Origin of the sequence: Amycolatopsis nivea (assembly GCF_004522235.1) — a bacterium.
GTDB lineage: Bacteria > Actinomycetota > Actinomycetes > Mycobacteriales > Pseudonocardiaceae > Amycolatopsis > Amycolatopsis nivea.
The window spans coordinates 1-17,675 of record NZ_SDLT01000061.1 but is presented as its reverse complement, the minus strand read 5'-3'; the positions used below and the strand labels follow the sequence as shown (position 1 = coordinate 17,675).

Annotated in this window: 17 protein-coding genes; 10 read left to right on the top strand and 7 right to left on the bottom strand. The window is 68.1% G+C overall.

Annotated elements, in window-relative coordinates; translation table 11 throughout:
* Position 1: 1 nt before the first annotated feature.
* The 3 genes from hpnH to EIZ44_RS41455 all read left to right on the top strand — a co-directional run bounded on the left by hpnH (position 2) and on the right by EIZ44_RS41455 (position 4,057).
* Entirely contained in the window at positions 2–1,003 is a 1,002-nt protein-coding gene (gene hpnH / locus EIZ44_RS41465) for an adenosyl-hopene transferase HpnH (protein WP_037819406.1), read from the top strand.
* A 233-nt stretch (positions 1,004–1,236) separates the two neighbouring features.
* Complete coding sequence (locus tag EIZ44_RS41460) at positions 1,237–2,262, top strand: phenylalanine--tRNA ligase subunit alpha (protein WP_205673473.1); 1,026 nt, start codon at positions 1,237–1,239, stop codon at positions 2,260–2,262.
* A gap of 13 nt (positions 2,263–2,275) precedes the next feature.
* Positions 2,276–4,057 (top strand): phenylalanine--tRNA ligase subunit beta-related protein, encoded by a 1,782-nt coding sequence (locus tag EIZ44_RS41455; protein WP_134734302.1) that lies wholly within the window; start codon positions 2,276–2,278, stop codon positions 4,055–4,057.
* Positions 4,058–4,060: 3 nt separating this feature from the next.
* On the opposite strand, the gene EIZ44_RS41450 is transcribed toward EIZ44_RS41455, so the two are convergent.
* Complete coding sequence (locus tag EIZ44_RS41450) at positions 4,061–4,474, bottom strand: PPOX class F420-dependent oxidoreductase (protein ID WP_167754440.1); 414 nt, start codon at positions 4,472–4,474, stop codon at positions 4,061–4,063.
* An 8-nt stretch (positions 4,475–4,482) separates the two neighbouring features.
* The gene (locus EIZ44_RS41445) at positions 4,483–5,685 is read right to left on the bottom strand and encodes an MFS transporter (protein WP_134734300.1); all 1,203 of its coding nucleotides are present in this window, start codon (positions 5,683–5,685) and stop codon (positions 4,483–4,485) included.
* 84 nt (positions 5,686–5,769) lie between these two features.
* Between EIZ44_RS41445 and EIZ44_RS41440 the strand changes: the two genes are divergently transcribed.
* Positions 5,770–6,702 (top strand): LysR family transcriptional regulator, encoded by a 933-nt coding sequence (locus EIZ44_RS41440; RefSeq protein WP_134734299.1) that lies wholly within the window; start codon positions 5,770–5,772, stop codon positions 6,700–6,702.
* Between the two features lie 320 nt (positions 6,703–7,022).
* Here the strand turns inward: EIZ44_RS41440 and EIZ44_RS41435 are convergent, their stop codons facing one another.
* Complete coding sequence (locus EIZ44_RS41435; protein ID WP_037819396.1) at positions 7,023–7,448, bottom strand: Ohr family peroxiredoxin; 426 nt, start codon at positions 7,446–7,448, stop codon at positions 7,023–7,025.
* 277 nt (positions 7,449–7,725) lie between these two features.
* Between EIZ44_RS41435 and EIZ44_RS41430 the strand changes: the two genes are divergently transcribed.
* The 3 genes from EIZ44_RS41430 (at position 7,726) to EIZ44_RS41420 (ending at position 11,314) form a co-directional block, all read left to right on the top strand.
* Positions 7,726–8,295 carry a CGNR zinc finger domain-containing protein gene (locus tag EIZ44_RS41430; RefSeq protein ID WP_134734298.1) on the top strand — a complete coding sequence of 190 codons (570 nt, stop codon included), beginning with the start codon at positions 7,726–7,728 and terminating at the stop codon, positions 8,293–8,295.
* Between the two features lie 1,139 nt (positions 8,296–9,434).
* Positions 9,435–9,953, top strand: coding sequence for a lytic polysaccharide monooxygenase auxiliary activity family 9 protein (locus tag EIZ44_RS41425; protein WP_037819393.1), 519 nt, complete (start codon positions 9,435–9,437; stop codon positions 9,951–9,953).
* Positions 9,954–10,141: 188 nt separating this feature from the next.
* Positions 10,142–11,314, top strand: a complete 1,173-nt coding sequence (locus tag EIZ44_RS41420; RefSeq protein ID WP_134734297.1) for a glycoside hydrolase family 64 protein — start codon at positions 10,142–10,144, stop codon at positions 11,312–11,314.
* 40 nt (positions 11,315–11,354) lie between these two features.
* Here the strand turns inward: EIZ44_RS41420 and EIZ44_RS41415 are convergent, their stop codons facing one another.
* Positions 11,355–12,482, bottom strand: coding sequence for a mandelate racemase/muconate lactonizing enzyme family protein (locus EIZ44_RS41415; RefSeq protein ID WP_134734296.1), 1,128 nt, complete (start codon positions 12,480–12,482; stop codon positions 11,355–11,357).
* Positions 12,479–13,114 (bottom strand): TetR/AcrR family transcriptional regulator, encoded by a 636-nt coding sequence (locus EIZ44_RS41410; RefSeq protein ID WP_134734295.1) that lies wholly within the window; start codon positions 13,112–13,114, stop codon positions 12,479–12,481. The genes EIZ44_RS41415 and EIZ44_RS41410 overlap by 4 nt, the downstream gene beginning before the upstream one ends.
* Positions 13,115–13,194: 80 nt before the next feature.
* Here EIZ44_RS41410 and EIZ44_RS41405 point away from each other — a divergent pair, with 80 nt between their 5' ends.
* Complete coding sequence (locus tag EIZ44_RS41405; RefSeq protein ID WP_134734294.1) at positions 13,195–14,088, top strand: NAD(P)H-binding protein; 894 nt, start codon at positions 13,195–13,197, stop codon at positions 14,086–14,088.
* Positions 14,089–14,094: 6 nt separating this feature from the next.
* Here the strand turns inward: EIZ44_RS41405 and EIZ44_RS41400 are convergent, their stop codons facing one another.
* Positions 14,095–14,814, bottom strand: a complete 720-nt coding sequence (locus EIZ44_RS41400; protein ID WP_134734293.1) for a TetR/AcrR family transcriptional regulator — start codon at positions 14,812–14,814, stop codon at positions 14,095–14,097.
* Between the two features lie 84 nt (positions 14,815–14,898).
* Here EIZ44_RS41400 and EIZ44_RS41395 point away from each other — a divergent pair, with 84 nt between their 5' ends.
* A complete protein-coding gene (locus EIZ44_RS41395) occupies positions 14,899–15,741 on the top strand; it encodes an alpha/beta fold hydrolase (RefSeq protein WP_205673472.1) in 843 nt (280 codons plus the stop codon).
* 493 nt (positions 15,742–16,234) lie between these two features.
* On the opposite strand, the gene EIZ44_RS41390 is transcribed toward EIZ44_RS41395, so the two are convergent.
* The gene (locus EIZ44_RS41390; RefSeq protein WP_134734291.1) at positions 16,235–16,972 is read right to left on the bottom strand and encodes a TetR family transcriptional regulator; all 738 of its coding nucleotides are present in this window, start codon (positions 16,970–16,972) and stop codon (positions 16,235–16,237) included.
* An 86-nt stretch (positions 16,973–17,058) separates the two neighbouring features.
* On the opposite strand from EIZ44_RS41390, the gene EIZ44_RS41385 reads away from it, so the two are divergent.
* The gene (locus EIZ44_RS41385) at positions 17,059–17,514 is read left to right on the top strand and encodes a hypothetical protein (protein ID WP_134734290.1); all 456 of its coding nucleotides are present in this window, start codon (positions 17,059–17,061) and stop codon (positions 17,512–17,514) included.
* The last annotated feature ends 161 nt before the right edge of the window (positions 17,515–17,675 follow it).

The following is a 17,675-nucleotide window of genomic DNA, read 5'->3' as shown; positions in this document are numbered from 1 at the left end:
GATGGCCATGCCGTTGCGCCAGTCTCTTCGGCTGGGCGGTTACCTGATGAAGCAGAAGCTGATGCGCAAGGAGAAGTTCCCGCTCCTGGTCGAGCTGGAACCGCTCTTCGCGTGCAATCTCAAATGCGGCGGCTGCGGCAAGATCGCGCAGCCGCACACCCTGCTGAAACAGCGGATGCCGGTGGAGCAGGCGGTCGGGGCGATCGAGGAGAGCGGCGCGCCGATGGTGTCGATCGCGGGCGGCGAACCGCTGATGCACCCGCAGATCGACGAGATCACCCGGCAGCTGCTCGCCCGCAACAAGATCATTTTCCTGTGCACCAACGCCCTGCTGCTGCCCAAGCACATCCACAAATTCAAGCCGCACCGCAATTTCGCGTGGATGGTGCACATCGACGGCCTCGAAGACCGGCACGACGCGTCGGTGCGCAAGGAGGGCGGTTTCCAGGCGGCGGTCGACGCGATCAAGCTCGCCAAGGAAAAGGGCTTCCGCGTCATGACGAACACGACGTTCTTCACCGGGGACACCCCGCAGGACGTCATCGACGTGCTCGACTACCTGAACGACCTCGGCGTGGACAACATGCAAATCTCGCCGGGGTACGCGTACGAGAAGGCCCCGGACCAGGACCACTGGCTCGGCGTGCAGCAGACCCGCGAACTGTTCGCGAAGGCTTTCGGCGGCGGCAACCGGAAACGCTGGCGGCTCAACCATTCGCCGGTGTTCCTCGATTTCCTCGAGGGCAAACGCGACCTGGAATGCACGCCGTGGGGCATCCCGTCGTATTCGCTGCTCGGCTGGCAGCGTCCGTGCTACCTGCTGGACGACGGCTACGCCGAGACCTACCGGGAACTCATCGAAACCACCGAATGGGAGAACTTCGGCCGCGGCAAGGACCCGCGCTGCTCGAACTGCATGGCGCACTGCGGCTACGAACCCACCGCGGTGATCGCCACGCTCGGTTCGCTGAAAGAGTCCGTCCGGGCCGCCGTCGGCCACTGACCCGCAGCCCGTGAAGGCCCCTTGAGGGAAGCTGATTCCCTCAAGGGGCTTTTCATTTGCCGGACGGACAGCTGGCGTGCCATGATGAGCGCATGCGTGCACAGCGATTTCTTCGCCCCCGGGGAGTGCCCGGGGGCTGCGCGTGCGCGCCGGGTTCCGCCCGCTGACGTCCGCGTCTCCCCACACTGCCCGGGGGTGAAGTCCAGCACTTCACGACCCGAAGGCAGGAACCCGTGGACCCCCTTGACCCCGTCTCGATGCTGCGCCGGATCACCGCGCTGACCGAGGTCGCGCTCGCCGATCTCGCCCAGGCCAGCACTCCGGCCGCCGTCGCTGACGTGCGCCGTTCCATCCTCGGCAAGTCCAGCCCGCTCGCCGCCGTCCGTCGCGAGCTCGGCCGCTGCGACCCAGCCGCCCGAAAGCAGCTCGGCCTCGCGCTTTCCAAGGCACACCAGCGCATTACCGCAGCTCTGGAGGAAAAGCTCGCCGCGGAAACCGCGCTAGACCGTCCGCTCGACCCCACCATCCCCGGCCTCCCGCCGCCGACCGCCGGACTGCACCCGGTCACCCAGCTCAGATACGACCTCGACGACGCCTTCCGCGCGCTGAACTTCGCGATCGTCGAAGGCCCGGAAATCAGCTCCGCGGAAATGGAATTCGACCGGCTGAACTTCCCCGCCGACCATCCGGCGCGCGAAAGCATGGACACCTACTGGTTGGCCGACGGCCGCTGCCTGCGCCCGCACCTGACCGGCGCGAGCGTCCGATACCTGAGCGCGCACGAACCGCCGGTCCGGATCGCCTATCCAGGCCGGGTTTACCGCAACGAAAGCACCGACGCCCGGCACGAGCGCGCGTTCTTCCAGTACGAGGTGCTGGTGGTGGACGAAACCGTCCCGCTCGCCACCGCCCGGTTCCTCGTCGACACCATTCTCGGCACGGTGTTCGGCGAACCGGTGCGGACCCGGATGCGTGCCGGGTACTTCCCTTTCGTAGAACCAGGTTTCGAGATCGACATGCTCTGCCGGGTGTGCTCCGGACGCGGCTGCCGGACCTGCGGACGGACCGGCTGGCTCGAGGTGATGCCCGGCGGCAGCCCGCATCCGAACGTGCTGCTGGCCGCCGGACTCGACCCGGCGCGGTGGTCCGGCTGCTATCTGAACGTCGGCCTCGACCGGCTGGCGATGATGCGCTACGGCATCGACGACGTCCGGCTGATGCACAGCGCCGACCTGCGCTTACTCTCCCAATTCGCTTGAAAGGCCCGCTGTCGTGAAGATTTCCCGGGACTGGCTGACCGACTACGTGCCGCTGCCCGGCCGTTCGCCGGACCAGCTGGCACACGAGTTGACCTTGAAGACCGTCGAAGTCGAGGGTTACGACCTCGTCGACGGCGACGTCGTCTTCGAGATCGACAACAAATCCCTCACCCATCGCCCCGATCTGTGGGGACACTATGGCATCGCCCGCGAGCTGTCTGTCCTCTATGGACTCCCGATGACTCCTCTCCCCCGGGTCGCCCGGCCGCCGAACGCCACCGGCCTCACCCTGGCCGATCCCGCTTGGCACCGGCGGATGCTCGCCCTGCAGTGCACAGTGGACAGTTCCGTGCCGACTCCGGCTTTCGTCCGCGACCGGCTCCGGCGCATCGGTGAACCAAGCCGGAACCTGTGCGCCGATCTGAGCGCATACGTGATGTACGCCGTCGGACAACCGAGTGACGTCCGTGCTTCCAGTGCGTCAGTCGTGCTGGAGATCCCGACCCTGCACCCCAGCCGAGCCCGCTGCAGCGCCCGGACCGAAGCTTCGGTACGCCAAGAGAAAGGCCTCGACACTCAACGCGCCGACCAAGCCGCCGATCTCTTCCTCCACCTCCTGACCGAAGCCGACCCGTCGGCCGCGGCACTCGGCGTGGAAGACATCGTCGTCGCCGCGACCCGACGAGCCGAAATCGAGATCAGCCTCGCGGAAATCGAACGTCGGATCGGCATCCCGCTGCCGCCGGACGAAATCCTGCGCATCCTCCGCGCCCTCGGCTGCACCGCCGAAATCACCGGGGAGCTGCTGCGAGTAGTCGCTCCGTCGTGGCGTTCCACCGGCGATCTCTCGCTCCCCGTCGACATCGTCGAGGAGCTGGCCCGGATCCATGGCTTCGACGCGCTGCCCGCGCCGCGGCCCGTCGTGCAGCTGGCCCCGCGCCCTCGGCTCCCCTTGAACCGCCAGGTCCGGGAGGTGCTCGCGGCGCGCGGCGGGGCAACCGAAGTGCTGACCTACCCGTGGTCCGCCGATCACCTGCTCGCCGCGTGCGGGCTCGACGCCGACCTCACGATCGACCACCCGCCGGCGCCGGATCGCGCCCGGTTGCGCCCGTCGCTGATCCCGAACCTGCTCGAAGCCGCGGCCGCCAACCTGCGCTACTACGACGAGTTCAGCCTCTTCGAAGTCGGCACCGTCTTCGCCGCGGGCGAGCGGACGTCCGCCGGAATCCTGCTCGCCGGACCGGACGGGGCCGACCTGTTCCGCCGGGCCAAAGGGCTGGCCGAGCTGATCCGCCGGTACTGCCATCTCACCGCCCTGGACCTGACCGGCACCCCCGGCCCGGCCTGGACGGACCCGTCGGTCCGGCTCGCGATCCGCCCGGCCGGGACGCTGGCGCTGGTCCGGCCCGCGGTGCTCCGGGCGGCGGGCATCGACCGGGGCGCGATCGCCTGCGTCGAACTGGACCTCGACGCACTGCGGACGCACCCGTCCCGCGAGAACCGCTACACCCCGGTCGGCGACCTGCCCGAATCGGACTTCGACCTGTCCGTCCTCGCAGCCGACACCGTGCCGTGGTCGCTGGTCGCCGAGACCGCGACGCAGGCGCACGCCTTGGTGCAGCGAGTGGCGTACGTCGGCGAGTACCGGGATTCGAGAATTCCGGCCGACCACCGTTCGCTCACCTTGCGGGTCACCCTCCGCCCGAGGTCCACGACGCTGACCACGGGCGAAATCGCCGCCGCCCGCTCCGAAGTGCTGGCTGCACTGGAGCGGGCGGGAGCGCGGATGCGGTGAGCCTCAGCCGAGACCAGATTGGGCGATAACGTGCGCGATGCTGATTCGGACCGCAGTGAATCCACTGTGGACGAACGAATCGGCAAGGTCCACTGCGGACTGACCCGGGTAGTAACGCTCGGCGATCCCCGTCGCGACGCGCCTGATCTGGTCCGGCTCGACAGAAACCCGAGCCTGCCCTTCGACGGTCACGAAGCTGTACGGCTGCCGCTCGTCGCTGACGCAGACCGCGACCCGGCCGTCCCGCGCAAGGCTTTTGCCCTTGACGCTTCCCGGCGACAAGGCGAAGACAAGTTCGTCGCCGTCGAGGACGAAGCAGATCGGCGTGACGTGCGGACGTCCGTCAGCACGAGTGAGGGCCAGGTGCGCAAGCCTCGTACCCTCGGAGAGGAAGGCGCGCCATTCGCTGTCGGTCATGGTCGTCATCAGTGGGTTCCCTTCTCGGTTGACTGCCGCTCGCGAAGTCGTCCAGCGACGGCTTGCTGGGCAAGGAAAAGCAGAGTTCCGGCGGCGAAAGCCACTACGCCCAGCCAAGTTCGGCCAGCTTGCTCAAGCAACGCAGTACCGAGCATCGGGCCGAGAACCGCGCCAAGGCTCCACGCACTCGACGCGACACCCATATACCCGCTGCGCAAATCAGGTGGCGCGAGAGCAGCGAACGTCGCACCGAACTGGACCGCCAACCCGATCTGCCCGAGGCTGAGAACAAGAATCGCGACGGCGTAGCCAGCAATGCTCTGGGACACGGCGGCCAGACCGCCGCCAACGCCCGCCAGCAACATCGAGGTAGCAAGCACTGTCGCACGGTCGCGATTCGCCAACATCGCGGCAGCGAACGGTTGCAGGACAACGATGGCGAACCCGTTGAGCGCCAGCACGGAACCGTAAGTCGCGGAACTGAACTGCTGCGCGGTCATCAACAACGGCAATGTGGCGAACGCCTGCATCAACAACGTGAAACAGCCGACGTGGATCAGCGTCATGGTCCTCATGAGACGGTCCGCTCGCAACACTGGCAGCAGCGCGCGTCGCCCATGGCTCGGTCCCGAATGAGTCTCCGGAACCGCAGTCACCACGATCGCCGCGGCAACCAGCATCGCGACCGCGTTCAACCAGAACAGCAGCCCGTAGCCGCGACTCGCCAGAACCCCGGAAACCGTTGCCGCGACGGCATATCCGAGGTTCGCCGCCCAATAAAGCAAGCTGTACGCTCGCACCCGCTGCTCCGGCGGAAGGTCCGCCACCGCCGCCGATCCCGCCGGGCGGAAGAGCCCAGCAGCGAGACCGTAGCCCACCGCCGTTGCCCAGATGACCGGCGGCGCGGCGGCGGATCCCAAGGCGGCCAACGCGATCGCCGTCCCGAGGAACCCGAGGAGCATCGTCTTCCGCCGCCCGGTCCGGTCCCCCAGCCAGCCCCCGAGCAGCTGCGATCCGAAGTCGCCGATGCCCACTGCGGATACCACGGCCCCCGCCGCCGTCGGGGTCATCCGCTGTTCCTGCGTCAGGTACAGCACCAGCATCGGCTGCACGAACGCGCCGCCCCGGGCGACGAGGTGGCACGCCCCCAGCGTCCACGCGAGCGACGGCAGCTTGCGAGTTCTCCCGGCGGCGATCGTTGCGACTGTCATGGCAACGACGCTAAGAGTGCCAGGAGATTAAGAAAAGCGATTGTTTACGATCGAATCCATCGTGAACAGTAATATACTCGGCTCATGGCCGACTTCGACCTGCGCCAGCTGACGACGATGCTCGCGATCGCCGAAGAGGGAACGTTCTCCCGGGCGGCGACCCGGCTGGGCTACACGCAATCGAGCGTGAGCCAGCACATCGCTGCCCTGGAACGAACCCTCGGCGGCGCGGTCTTCGATCGCCCGGGCGGCCCGCGCCCCGTGCGGATCACGCCGCTCGGCGCCGTGGTGCTCGAACACGGCCGGGAGGTACTGGCGAAGGCCGAAGCGCTGGGCCAGGCGGTCGACCGTTTCAAGGCCGGTGAAGGCCGCATCGACGTCGGCACCCTGCAGAGCGTCTCGCACGCGATCCTGCCGACCGTGCTGCGTCTCCTGCGCGAGGAACACCCCCGCTGCGAGATCCGGCTATCGGAACCCGACGAGCCTCGGCTCGGCGAACTGGACCTGCTGTTCCACGACGGTCTCATCAGCGAAGACACGGACCACGTCCTGCTGATGGAAGATCCCTACCTGGCCGTCGCACCTCCGGACACGCTGCCGGCGGGTCCGGTGCCCGCGCGGGAACTGGACGGCAAGCCGATGGTGGCCTGGCCGTCGACCTGCGACCAGCCCAGGCTCGAGCACTCCCTCGCGGAGGCCGGGGCCCGCCCGCGCATCGTGTTCCGCTCCGCGGGCAGCGAGACGATCCTGTCGATGGTCCGCGCCGGAATGGGCCTCGCGGTCCTGCCCTGGCTGGCGATCCACCAGGTCGTCTGCCGCGACTGCGGCGCGATCCACGGCCCCGAGGGATGGCCGGACCTGCAGGTCCACGACCTCGACCCGACCCCGGCGCGCTCGATCTACCTGCACTGGCCCCGCGGGCGGGACGCCGAGTCGCCCCTCGCGGCACGGACCATCGAGACGGCCGTCGAAGTGGCGCGGGAGCTGGCTCGGCAGGCTCCTGCTGTTCGGTCCTGACGCGGCGGGTGTTCCGAACGGCCTCGGGCTGCCCGGCAATTCGCTCCCGAACTGACCGAGCACGCCCACGCCCAGCCGGATACGGCTTTCCGCATCCACGACCGAACCGCCCGCCGCTGACTTGAACGAGCCTTCCGCACCCGCACCGCCCGGCAACCCGGTGCCGTCGGTTCGCAGGCATCTTCCGCATCCGCGAACGAACCGCCGCCCCGCAATCCGGCACCGCCGGATCGAGCGCGCCCTCGACAGCAGGCATCGCCGAAATCCCGCGCGAACCCGCCCCCGCACCACCGGCTCAAGGGCACCCCGACCGACCGGGATCAGGCGACCGTCGCGTCCACCGTGACCTCGATGCTCCCGCCCAGCGCCTTCGAGTACGGGCAGGTCTGGTGCGCAGCCGCGGCCAGCGTGTCGGCGGTCTCCTGGTCGATCCCCGTCAGCTCCAGGTGCAACGCGGCGCTGAGCCAGAAGTTCGCCTCGTCGTGATGCAGGGTCACGTCCGCGACCACCGCGAGGTCGGCCAGCTTCACCTTCCGCTGCGCCGCGGCGATCCGCACCGCGCCCATGAAACACGACGACCAGCCGGCCGCGAGCAACTGCTCCGGGTTCGTCGCGCCGCCGTTGCCGCCGAGTTCCTTCGGGATGGCGAACTTCAGGTCGAGCGCGCCGTCGGACGAAACCGCGCGTCCCCCGTTGCGGCCTTCGCCGGTGGTGGTGACTACGGCGGTGTAAGTGGTTTCAGACATGGCTTTCCCTTTCCAGAACTTTTCAGAATCCGCTGAGGACGGTGCCGGTCAGCGCCGCCAGTGCGCCGAGAACTTCGCGGAACGCCAGGGTGATCGAGTCCATCGGACGTGACCTTTCAGCAGGAGACCGGGCCGGTCTCGGCGACGAGAGAACCTTCGCACGCACATTCGTCACCGGTCAAGATGGTTACGCATTTCTGTGATCCGCTACTCATACCCCCCCTAGACTGGTTAGAGTTCCTTGCGTCGTGATTCATCACCTGTCAGACTGGTGCGCATGGAGCACGCCTTCCCCTGCGGGAACCCGGCACTGGACTTCGTCGGCACGCTGCGGGCCCGCCGCAACGACGAGCCGGCCGAGATGCTGGGGTCGCCGCGCAGCCTGGACGCCTGGTTCCGCGAGTCGGGGGTCACCGGCGCCGATCCGGGGAGCACGGCCGCTGACCTGGCGGGGGCGATCGCGGTCCGGGAGGCGATCTACGCCCTGGTCGCCGCCCGGCTCGTCGGCCACGAGTACGACCCGGAGGCGTTGACGCTGCTCAACGAGGCAGCCGCGCAACCGGACGCGGTCCCGCAGCTGACCCGGGCCGGACGACAGGTCCGGGCGACCGCGGCGCAGGCGTTGTCCACCGTGGCCCGGGCCGCGATCACGATCCTGGGCGGCCCGGACGCGGACCTGCTGAAGGAATGCGGACGGCCGGAATGCACGCAGGTTTACCTGGACCATTCGCGCGGATCACGGCGCGAATGGTGCGCGATGGCCACCTGCGGAAACAAAATGAAGGCCGCGGCTTACCGGGCACGGCGGCGAGGAAATCCGCCGCTGACCCCCTCCCGGCAATCCTGACCCAGCCAGCGAAGCGAACGCCTCCCGGCAGATCAGCACTCGCCGGTCCGGCACTCCTGGCTTCCGGCTGCCGAAGCACGTTCCGTCCCCCGGCTGCTCCCGTTCCGCCCGCCAACGCCCGAATTCCTCGCCCTGGGCAGGAGATTCCGCGATGAGGTCCCCAGCGCCGCATCGTCCGGATGCTTCGCCCCAGCCGCGCAGCCACCTCGCGTTGCGCTGAGCCGGGAACAGCGCGGGCAAATCCACCAGCAGTCGCGTCATCGGTTCCAGGCGAGGATGTCGCGGCGGTGGTTCAAGCACCATGGCCGGGCGCGGGGAAACTCGGCCAAGGGCTCCGGCTCGGCGGCAGCCGGTCAGTCCGCCGAACGGGACTGCCGCTGAGCCGGTAAAGGCAACTGCGCTCGCCGGGACCGCCCCCACCGATGCTCACGTCTCGTCGAGCGCGACCTGCTCCCGATGGCCCACGAGACGGGCATAGTCCCCCGCTCCCCGCTGGCTGGCGGCGTCCTGAACAGCAAGCACACCCGCGCCGACCTGACCGCGGCCACCCCCGGCGAGAGCGACCCGCCCTCGGCGCGGTCACCGAACGCAACCTGGCGCGGCTCGGCATCCCACGCGACGTGCTCGCCAGCGCCCCCATCCGCACGGCGACCCGGCCGCCGAGGGCCTCGGCCCCGCGAACACCTCAACCATCCAGTTCAGCATTTCCGATCGAATCCGTTCAACCCGCCGGAAGTCGGGGATTTCGACGACCGGGCAGAATCGCTGCACCGGACCACCCGCACCGGCCGCTTTCCGTGCGCCCGCGCAGCTTCCCACTGTCCACTATAGACAGTCCAGAGCGGACGAAATCACGCTGGGTGGCCATGATCCGCATCGGGCCACCCGTCCGGCGCAATCAACGGAAAGCCGTCCGGTAAAACCACAAGCGAGAGTGGTCCGGGGTGACAACGTTGACGGATAACCACTGCCCCGCCTTTCTTTGCCAGCTGTTGACCTTTCCCGAGCGCCGGGCGTATGGTCTAGACCAAGAAGCCCACCCCCTTCGCTCACCCCCAGTGCGGGCCGGCTCCCGGAAAGCCGGTGCGTCGCTTTGTCGTACCCGCACGGGGAAACGAGCATTCCCGAAGGAGCTGTCCATGAAAGCGAACCGGAAACTCGTCGCGGCCGCGGTCGGCACGGCGATCGCCCCGGTGCTCGTGCTGATCAGCCCGGCAGGCATCGCCAGCGCGCACGGGTACGTCAACGCGCCGGCGAGCCGGCAGGCCCAATGCGCGCAAGGAACCGTTTCCTGCGGCCAGATCAAGTACGAACCGCAGAGCGTCGAAGGGCCGAAGGGGCTGCACAGCTGCAGCGGCGGCAACGCCCAGTTCGCCGAACTGAACGACAACAACAAGGGCTGGAAGGCGTCGCCGGTCGGCTCCTCGGTGGCCTTCACCTGGAAGTTCACCGCCCGGCACCGCACGTCCAACTACGAATACTGGATCGGCAACGACAAGATCGCCACCGTGGACGGCGGCGGCCAGCAGCCCCCGGAGACGGTCACCCACAACGTGGACCTCAAGGGGCACACCGGAAGGCAGACGGTGCTCGCCGTCTGGAACATCGCGGACACCGCGAACGCCTTCTACGCCTGCATCGACCTGCAGGTGAGCTGACCCGGAAAGTCCGCACCGGACGCTGAGGCACGGGCCGTGGCGGCGGCCCGTGCCTCGGCGTGCGTCCGGGGAATTCGCCGGGAATGACAAAACCAGCCAATTTCTCCCGGATTCGTTGACCCGCTTTCCCGGCCGTGACTAGCGTGCCGGTCACCGGAAAAGGGCACGACTCCAGGAGGCGGTTTTCCTTGATTTCCCGGCGAGCATTCCTCGGCGCATCCGCGGCAGCCGCGACATTTCCACTCTGGAACTCCGCGTTCGCCTCCGCGAGCACCCCCGACACCGCGAAGGTCGCTTTCGACGACCGGTCCGGCGCGGGCCAGACCTACGCGTACATCACCGGCACGACCCTGGACAACCGGCTCGTCATCCTGAAAGCCGATGGCACGCCGTACTATCCGCCGTCCCCGGGCAGCGACCACACGCCGCTCGGCGAGGACTGCGCGATCCCGCTCAAGTCGCTTTCCCAGGTCACCGTCCCGAAAATGTACGCGGCCCGGATCTATGTCGCGCTCGACAGCAAACTGGACTTCTTCGTCAACAAGGGCCCGGCTCTCGTGCACCCGAGCTTCCTGGCCGCCGACGACCCGAACTACAACCGGAACTGGTCGTTCTGCGAATTCACCTTCAACAACGACGTGCTGTTCGCCAACATCAGCTACGTCGACTTCGTCGCGATCCCGATCGGCCTGCACCTCACCACGACCGGCTCCGGCGACCAGACGGTCCCCGGACTGCCCGCGCGCTCGCTCGACCCGATCTGCGACGCCCTCAACGCCCAGGGCGGCAAATGGGGCACGCTCATCGAAACCGGCGGCGACGGAAAGCCGCTGCGCGCACTGTCCGCGCATTACCGCGCCGACCAATTCGGCGGATACCTCGACGGCTACATCGACGAGGTCTGGAAGAAATACGCCAGCGAGACGCTCACCGTCGACACCCAGGTGCCCGGCCTCGGCGCGTTCACCGGCCAGGTCGGCGCGGACGGCGTGCTCGCCTTCAACAACGGCGAGCGCTTCGACAAACCCGCCACGCCGGACGTATGGAGTTGCGACAGCGGACCGTTCGCCATCAAACAAGGCGACAGCGACGCCCGCAAGGCGATCATCCCCCGGCTCGCGGCGGCATTGAACCGCACCACCCTGCGCGACAATCCGAAACAGCCGACCGGCGAGGATCCGGCGAAGTTCTACCAGAACCCGGAAACCAACCACTACGCGCGAATCGTGCACAGCAAACTGCCGGACAACCGCGGATACGCCTTCCCGTACGACGACGTCTCCCCCGGCCCCGACTTCAGCGGCGCGGTCCAGGCCGGCGACCCGGACACGCTCACCATCACCGTCAACGCCTTGCGCTGAGCCAAAGACGTGCCGCGGTCCTTTTCGGACCGCGGCACGGTCATCCGGTGAGATCGCCTTCCCGCTCGTTCTTCGCCGCGTAGAAAGCCAGCTTCTCCTCGTCCACTTCCACGCCGAGCCCCGGTCCGGTCGGCACCGGCAACCGTCCGCCGGAAAGCCGCAGCGGTGCGACAATGTCGTCCGCGTGCAGGTAATACATGCTGTCGATCGCCCGCGACAGCACCGGCGTGCTGGCGACCACCGCCAGATGCGCCGCGGTCGCGATCCCGAGTTCGCCGCCGCTGTGCAGATTCATTCCGAGCCCGAACGTCTCGCAATGCGCCGCAAGCGCTTTCGTCGCCGCGATGCCGCCCCACTTGTAGACGTCACCGTGGATCACGTCGACCGCACCCAGCCGTACCGCCGGAGCGAACTCCTCGAACCGGACCACGCACATGTTGGTGCACAAGGGAATCCGCACCTTCGCGCGAACCTGGCTCATCCCCTCGATGCCCGCGCACGGGTCTTCGAGATACTCCAGGTCCAGTTCCTCCAACGCGATCCCAGCCCGGATCGAATCCGGCACCGACCACGCGGCATTGGGATCGACCCGCAACTCGATCTCCGGCAACGCCCTCCGCAGCTCCCGCAGAATCCGGACATCTCCCCGAACGTCGCGCGTACCCTTCAATTTCACCGCAGAGAAGCCGCCCTCGGCGACCACTCTCGCCGCATGCTCGGCCAACCCTTGCGCGAGTTCTTCCCCTTCCGCACCAGGCGCGTCGGCACGGGTGATCAACGCCGTGATCGGCACCTCGGTCCGCACCGCCCCGCCCAGCAGGTCAGTGACGGACTGTCCAGTGACCCGTCCGATGAGATCCCAGCACGCGACGTCCAGCCCGGCTAGCGCCGCATATCCCAGATAGCCGTGGAAAAACGGCACCATGTGCTGCCGGCGATGAAACGCCTCGAGCGCGAACGGACTGGTCCCAATCATGTCCGCGCCCAGTTTCCGGGTCAGCTCCGCGACCGGCCGACCCCACATCGTCTCGCCCCAGCCCTCGGCCCCGGTGTCCGTGCGCAGCCGCACCACCGTGCGGGTCTCGCCGATCTTGGTCTCGAACGAACTGGTGAACGGATTCGTCAACGGCAGATTCACGACCCACACGTCAACACTGGTGATCTTCATGCGCGCTGCCCCAAGGCCGCCGAAACGACCCGCCGAATCGGTTCCAGTTCGACGTTGTCCACCGCCGCCTCGGCCCCCGGCATTTCCTCGATCGCCGGCTCGGCGTTCAGCAACACCCGAAACACCCGCGGCAGCACCGTCCGCCCGACGAGATCCTCCGCGAGCGCCCCCGCTTCCGTGCTGTCCATTGTGTACTGTGCAGCCAGATATTCGGCGAGCCGCGCGTACATCACCGCGAACATCGCGTCGTAGTACGCCTTCGCGCTGTCCGGCAACCGCTCGGCAGCCGCGATGCAAAGCCGGCACGTCCGCGCCTGCGACTCCCAGGTCAGCAACTGCTGGAACCGCCCGCAGAACAACGCGACCGCCTCGACCGGGTCGTCCGCATACGCGTCCGGGGTCATCAGCTTGCCGAGGTACAGCTCGCGGACCAGGTCGAGCACCGCGAGGAACAGCTTGTCCTTGCTCTCGAAGTGCGCGTACAGCGACCGCTTGGACGTCCCCGCGCTGGCCGCGACCGCGTCCATCGACGCCCGTTCGAACCCGGTTTCGAGGAACACGTTCTTCGCCGCCAGCAGGATGTGCTTGCGCAACTCCGCACCCCGCAGCTGCGAACCGCCTTCACGCGCCATCCTTGCCTCCGCTAAAAGTAAACGGTACGGTGGAGTTTACTTCCTGCTCCACCTCTTCGACAGTCTCCTGGAGTGCCCGCATGATCGTCGTCACCGCCCCCACCGGGAACATCGGCAGCCGCGTACTCGCCGCGATCGCCGACGGAGCCCGCCCCGTCCGCGCGATCGTCCGCGATCCCGCTAAACTGCCCGCTGACCTGCGCGAACGCATCGACGTCCAGGTCGGTTCACACGGCGATCCCGAGGTCCTCGCCCGCGCCTTCGACGGTGCCGACACCGTGTTCTGGCTAGTCCCGCCCGACCGGCGAGCCGCGAGCGTCGACGAGGCCTACTCCGGCTTCGCGCGCCCCGCCGTCGAGGCGATCCGCACCCACGGCGTCCGCCGGGTGGTATCGGTCAGCGCACTCGGCCGCGGCACCGCCTCCGCCGAACGAGCCGGACACGTCACCGCCACCCTGGCGATGGACGACCTCATCGCCGACACCGGCGTCGCCTTCCGCGCGCTGGCGAATCCGACCTTTATGGACAATCTGCTGCGCCAAGCTTCGGTGATCAAGGCACAAGGCACTTTCTACGACGTCCTGCCGCCGGATTACGCCGCCCCGACCGTCTGCACCCGCGACATCGCCGCAGTCGCTTCCCGGCTGCTGCTCGATCCATTGTGGACCGGCCGGGAAGAGGTCCCCGTGCTCGGCCCGGAAGACCTTTCGCCCGACGAGGAAGCTGCCATCATCAGCGAAGTGCTGGGCATTTCGGTCAAGTACCAGCAAATCCCGGTCTCCGCACTCTGCGCGCAGGTCCTCGCGAACGGTCACTCCGAGGCGATGGCACAGTCCATGATGGACATGGCGACCGCGAAGCTGAACCATCTGGACGAGGGCGTGGTCCGAACTCCGCAGCATGCCGTGGAAACGCCGACGACTTTCCGGCAGTGGTGCGAAGAATCCCTCAAGCCCGCGGTGGAAAAGGCCTGAGCCCTCCTATCGCCCGCTGTGGGCCAGCCCGGCCAAGATGTGGTCGAGCCCGCGGCGAAAGGTCCGTTCGTAACGATCATCGGCATGCGGCGTTTCCGCTTCGACCATGATCCGGCTCAGATGCGGATAATCGCCGCTGCCGATGATCAAATCGCCGTACTGCGCCTGCGCCGCCAACCAGGTCGGCATGTCCGTTCCGGACCGCCGAGCCGTTTCCTGTTCGGCCAGCTCGTCGAGGACGTGGCCGCGGACGAACGTCAGCACCGTGCCCACCTGGGCCAAGACCTCGTCCGCGGCCAGTCCCAGCCCGTCCACCGTCGCGTACGCCGCGTCCAACCACGCCAGACTGTTCGGCCCGAGCGCCGGACGAGTCGCGGGCATCGCGCCCAACCAGGGATGCCGCACCACCAGAGCGCGGTACTCCCCGGCGACCGCGCGCAGGTCCGCCCGCCAATCCCCGGTCGGCGTCGGCGGTTCACGCTCCCCGAAAGCGGCGTCGATCATCAAGTCGAACAGCTCGTCCTTGGTGGCGATGTAGCGGTACAGCGTCGTCGTTCCGGTGCCCATCTCCGCCGCGACCCGGCGCAAAGACACCGCCTCGAGACCTTCCGCGTCAGCGACCCGAATCGCCGCAGCCGCGAGATCGGCCCGGCTGTGCGCCGGACGCGGTCCCCGGGTCCCGCGCTCCGGCCGCAGCCAGATCGGCGGCCGCACGTCGTCAACCATGGCCGACATTATTGCGAACACTGTGCGCGGTTCGCTAGAGTCGCCTTTATGCGAACACTGTGCCCGGGTAATCAGGCCAGACCAGTGACCGAGTACCGCACCGGCTCGGTCACCTCCGCCGACGGAACCGTCATCGGATACCGCCAGCTGGGCAGCGGCCCGGCCGTGCTCCTCCTGCACGGCGGCATGCAGGCAGCGCAGCACCTGATGAAGCTCGCGACCGCGCTTGCGGACGAATTCACCGTCTGCGTACCCGACCGGCGCGGCCGCGGACTCAGCGGACCGCATGGCGCCGAGTACGGGATCGCGCGGGAGACCGAAGACCTGCGCGCCCTGGCTGAAGAAACGGGCGCCGCACGGGTTTTCGGCCTCAGCTCAGGTGCGCTCATCGCCTTGCGAAGCGCCCTTTCCGTCCCCGAGATCGGCGCGGTCGCCCTGTACGAACCACCGCTCTCGGTCAACGGTTCGGTGCCGCTGGAGTGGGTGCCGCGCTACGAACGCGAACTCGCCCGGGGGCGGCTGTCCTCCGCATTGGCGACGGTTTTGAAGGGATTGGCGATCGAACCGGCGCTCAACCGGATCCCACGCTTCGCACTGGTACCCCTGATGGCGATCGGCTCGCGCCTGCAACGCCGATCCAGCGCCGACGTGCCGATCCCAGCGCTCATCCCGACTCACCATTTCGACATACAGTTAGTCGAGGAATTGGCTGACACCGCAAGGGATTACGCTAGTTTAGACGCGCGAGCCCTGCTGCTCGGAGGGAGCAAAAGCCCGACGTTCCTCCGAATCACGCTGGACGAACTCTCCGCCACGATCCCGCACGCACAACGAATCACGTTCCCCGGACTGGGCCATTCCGGCCCAGACGACGACGGTTCCCCGGACCGGGTCGCGGAGTCTTTGCACACTTTCTTCGCGGCTTGACGGCCCAGCCGCCAACCCTCGGCAGGCACCGGAATGCGATCCAGCACCCGTGCCCCGCGGCGGCTCCCCTTCTCGCGCCGATGCGCTACGACCCCGCCCCCGCCAACGCGACACGGCTCGGCTCGGCTCACTAACGCGTGACTGACCTGTTCCTGGCAACGCGACACAGGCTCCACTCGCCAACGCGAAACTGGCCCGCTCCTGGCAACGCGACACAGGCTCCACTCGCCAATACGAGACTGGCTTGTTCCTGGCAACGCGATACGGCCTCGGCTCGCCAACGCGAGACGAGCCCATCCGCCAACACGACCCCGTCCGGCCGCGCGACACCAGCCAGTCCCGGCAAGGCGACCGGAGCCCGCCCTGGCGAAGCGATGCGTGCCCCGTCGCGGATCGGATCGCAGCCGAGGCGGTCACCAACCCGGCTCTCCCACACACGCCGCACCGCCCTCAATGGCACTCAGTGCACTTCACTTGCCGACCGGCAAGCGTCTCACCTGGGTTCGGCGTCGCGCAGCGCAGCGCCGATCCGGGTCACCACCTCGTGCAACGGCGTCGCAGTGCTGAGCACCGCCACCACCGTGCCCGGCTCGGCCTCGCCGGATGCCTTCGAGCCAGACGTCCGGAACGCGTCCGCGACCAGGGTGAACGCCTCCGTCGCCGCGGCCTCGATGTCGTCGCGTCCGCCGCTGCGCAGCCAGCGTCGCAGGACATGATTGTTCGCCGCCGCGATCGCCGCCGCGGCCACGGCAGCTCGAAGCGTCGCGGTCTCGTCGCCAGCCGCCGCGAAGCGGTCCTGGAGGTAGCGGGCGAGGACGCGCTGATAGCGGTCGACCGTCGCAACTTCCTTGTCCCGCAACGACGGCACCGTGCGAGTGAGACTGAATCGCTTGAGCGAGACGTCCAGCTCCGCGGCATAAGACTCCAGCACGAGGGACACCGCCGCGGTCGCCACTTCGATCGGGTCGCGCGCCGGATCGGCGGTCTCGAAGACCTGCTCCATCTCGGCGACGATCTCGTCGTGATTGGCGAAGAGGACGTCGTCCTTGCTGTCGAAGTACCGGAAAAACGTCCGCCGCCCGACGCCCGCCGCCGCGGCGATGTCGTCGATGGTGGTCGCCTCGTACCCGTTGGCGGCGAAGAGATCCACGGCCGCCGTAGCGAGCGCACGACGCAACTGCCGCCGCCCGGCCGGCGTGGCCCCGACCCGGGTGCGCGGTGTCTCCGTCATCCCCGAACGGTAGCAGCCCGGGTTGCTAGTGGCACTGAGTGCCGTTAACATAGGCAGGCACCCCATGCGAGCGGAAGGCGTCGACGATGACTCTCGACCAGCAACTGCGGCCCGACCACCACACCGGCCCAGACCCGGCAGACGCGTATTACGGCGGGGTGTTCGGCTGGTCCGTCCGACGGCAGGGCGCGCGCCTGTTCCTGGCTTTGGAAAACGGCCTGTGCGCGGTGACCCTGCCGAAACTCACCTCGGGCCCGGTGCGCAACCACCTGTCCGCCCTGGGCTGCGAAGGCCCGTCCCTGATCCTCCCCACCCAGCACGGCCCGCGCCTGGCCATCCTCGCCGAAACCGACGGCGAACTGCTCCTGCGAGGCACCCTGCCGCCCGACGTAACAGTCATGGACAGCGGCGCGCTCCTCCCCCTGCCGACCGGTCACCAAGCCCCCGGCATGGGCCCGGAATGGCTGACCGCCCCCGACCCGAGGCACCGCTGGCTGCCGAGCGTGAGCGCAGTACTGGCCGGGGTGCGCCAGCGCCCCTGACCCTTCCCGTTCGCGCGGCCTTTCCGCGAGCACGGTGCCAGAGACTCCGCCCACTCCCTTCCGCAAGCTCCTTCCGCGCCCCACCTCACCTCGATTGAAGTCAATGAGGGGACCCCTCATTGAACTGCGCCCCGGAAGTTGGACTGGGAATCCAGTTCCAG

Bases quoted from the DNA above. Each gene is read 5' to 3' on its own strand.
- hpnH (WP_037819406.1), top strand. From the start codon at position 2: ATGGCCATGCCGTTGCGCCAGTCTCTTCGGCTGGGCGGTTACCTGATG.
- EIZ44_RS41450 (WP_167754440.1), bottom strand. From the start codon at position 4,474: ATGACCGACAGCGAATGGCGCGCCTTCCTCTCCGAGGGTACGAGGCTT.
- EIZ44_RS41445 (WP_134734300.1), bottom strand. From the start codon at position 5,685: ATGACAGTCGCAACGATCGCCGCCGGGAGAACTCGCAAGCTGCCGTCG.
- EIZ44_RS41440 (WP_134734299.1), top strand. From the start codon at position 5,770: ATGGCCGACTTCGACCTGCGCCAGCTGACGACGATGCTCGCGATCGCC.
- EIZ44_RS41435 (WP_037819396.1), bottom strand. From the start codon at position 7,448: ATGTCTGAAACCACTTACACCGCCGTAGTCACCACCACCGGCGAAGGC.
- EIZ44_RS41430 (WP_134734298.1), top strand. From the start codon at position 7,726: ATGGAGCACGCCTTCCCCTGCGGGAACCCGGCACTGGACTTCGTCGGC.
- EIZ44_RS41425 (WP_037819393.1), top strand. From the start codon at position 9,435: ATGAAAGCGAACCGGAAACTCGTCGCGGCCGCGGTCGGCACGGCGATC.
- EIZ44_RS41415 (WP_134734296.1), bottom strand. From the start codon at position 12,482: ATGAAGATCACCAGTGTTGACGTGTGGGTCGTGAATCTGCCGTTGACG.
- EIZ44_RS41410 (WP_134734295.1), bottom strand. From the start codon at position 13,114: ATGGCGCGTGAAGGCGGTTCGCAGCTGCGGGGTGCGGAGTTGCGCAAG.
- EIZ44_RS41405 (WP_134734294.1), top strand. From the start codon at position 13,195: ATGATCGTCGTCACCGCCCCCACCGGGAACATCGGCAGCCGCGTACTC.
- EIZ44_RS41400 (WP_134734293.1), bottom strand. From the start codon at position 14,814: ATGGTTGACGACGTGCGGCCGCCGATCTGGCTGCGGCCGGAGCGCGGG.
- EIZ44_RS41390 (WP_134734291.1), bottom strand. From the start codon at position 16,972: ATGACGGAGACACCGCGCACCCGGGTCGGGGCCACGCCGGCCGGGCGG.
- EIZ44_RS41385 (WP_134734290.1), top strand. From the start codon at position 17,059: ATGACTCTCGACCAGCAACTGCGGCCCGACCACCACACCGGCCCAGAC.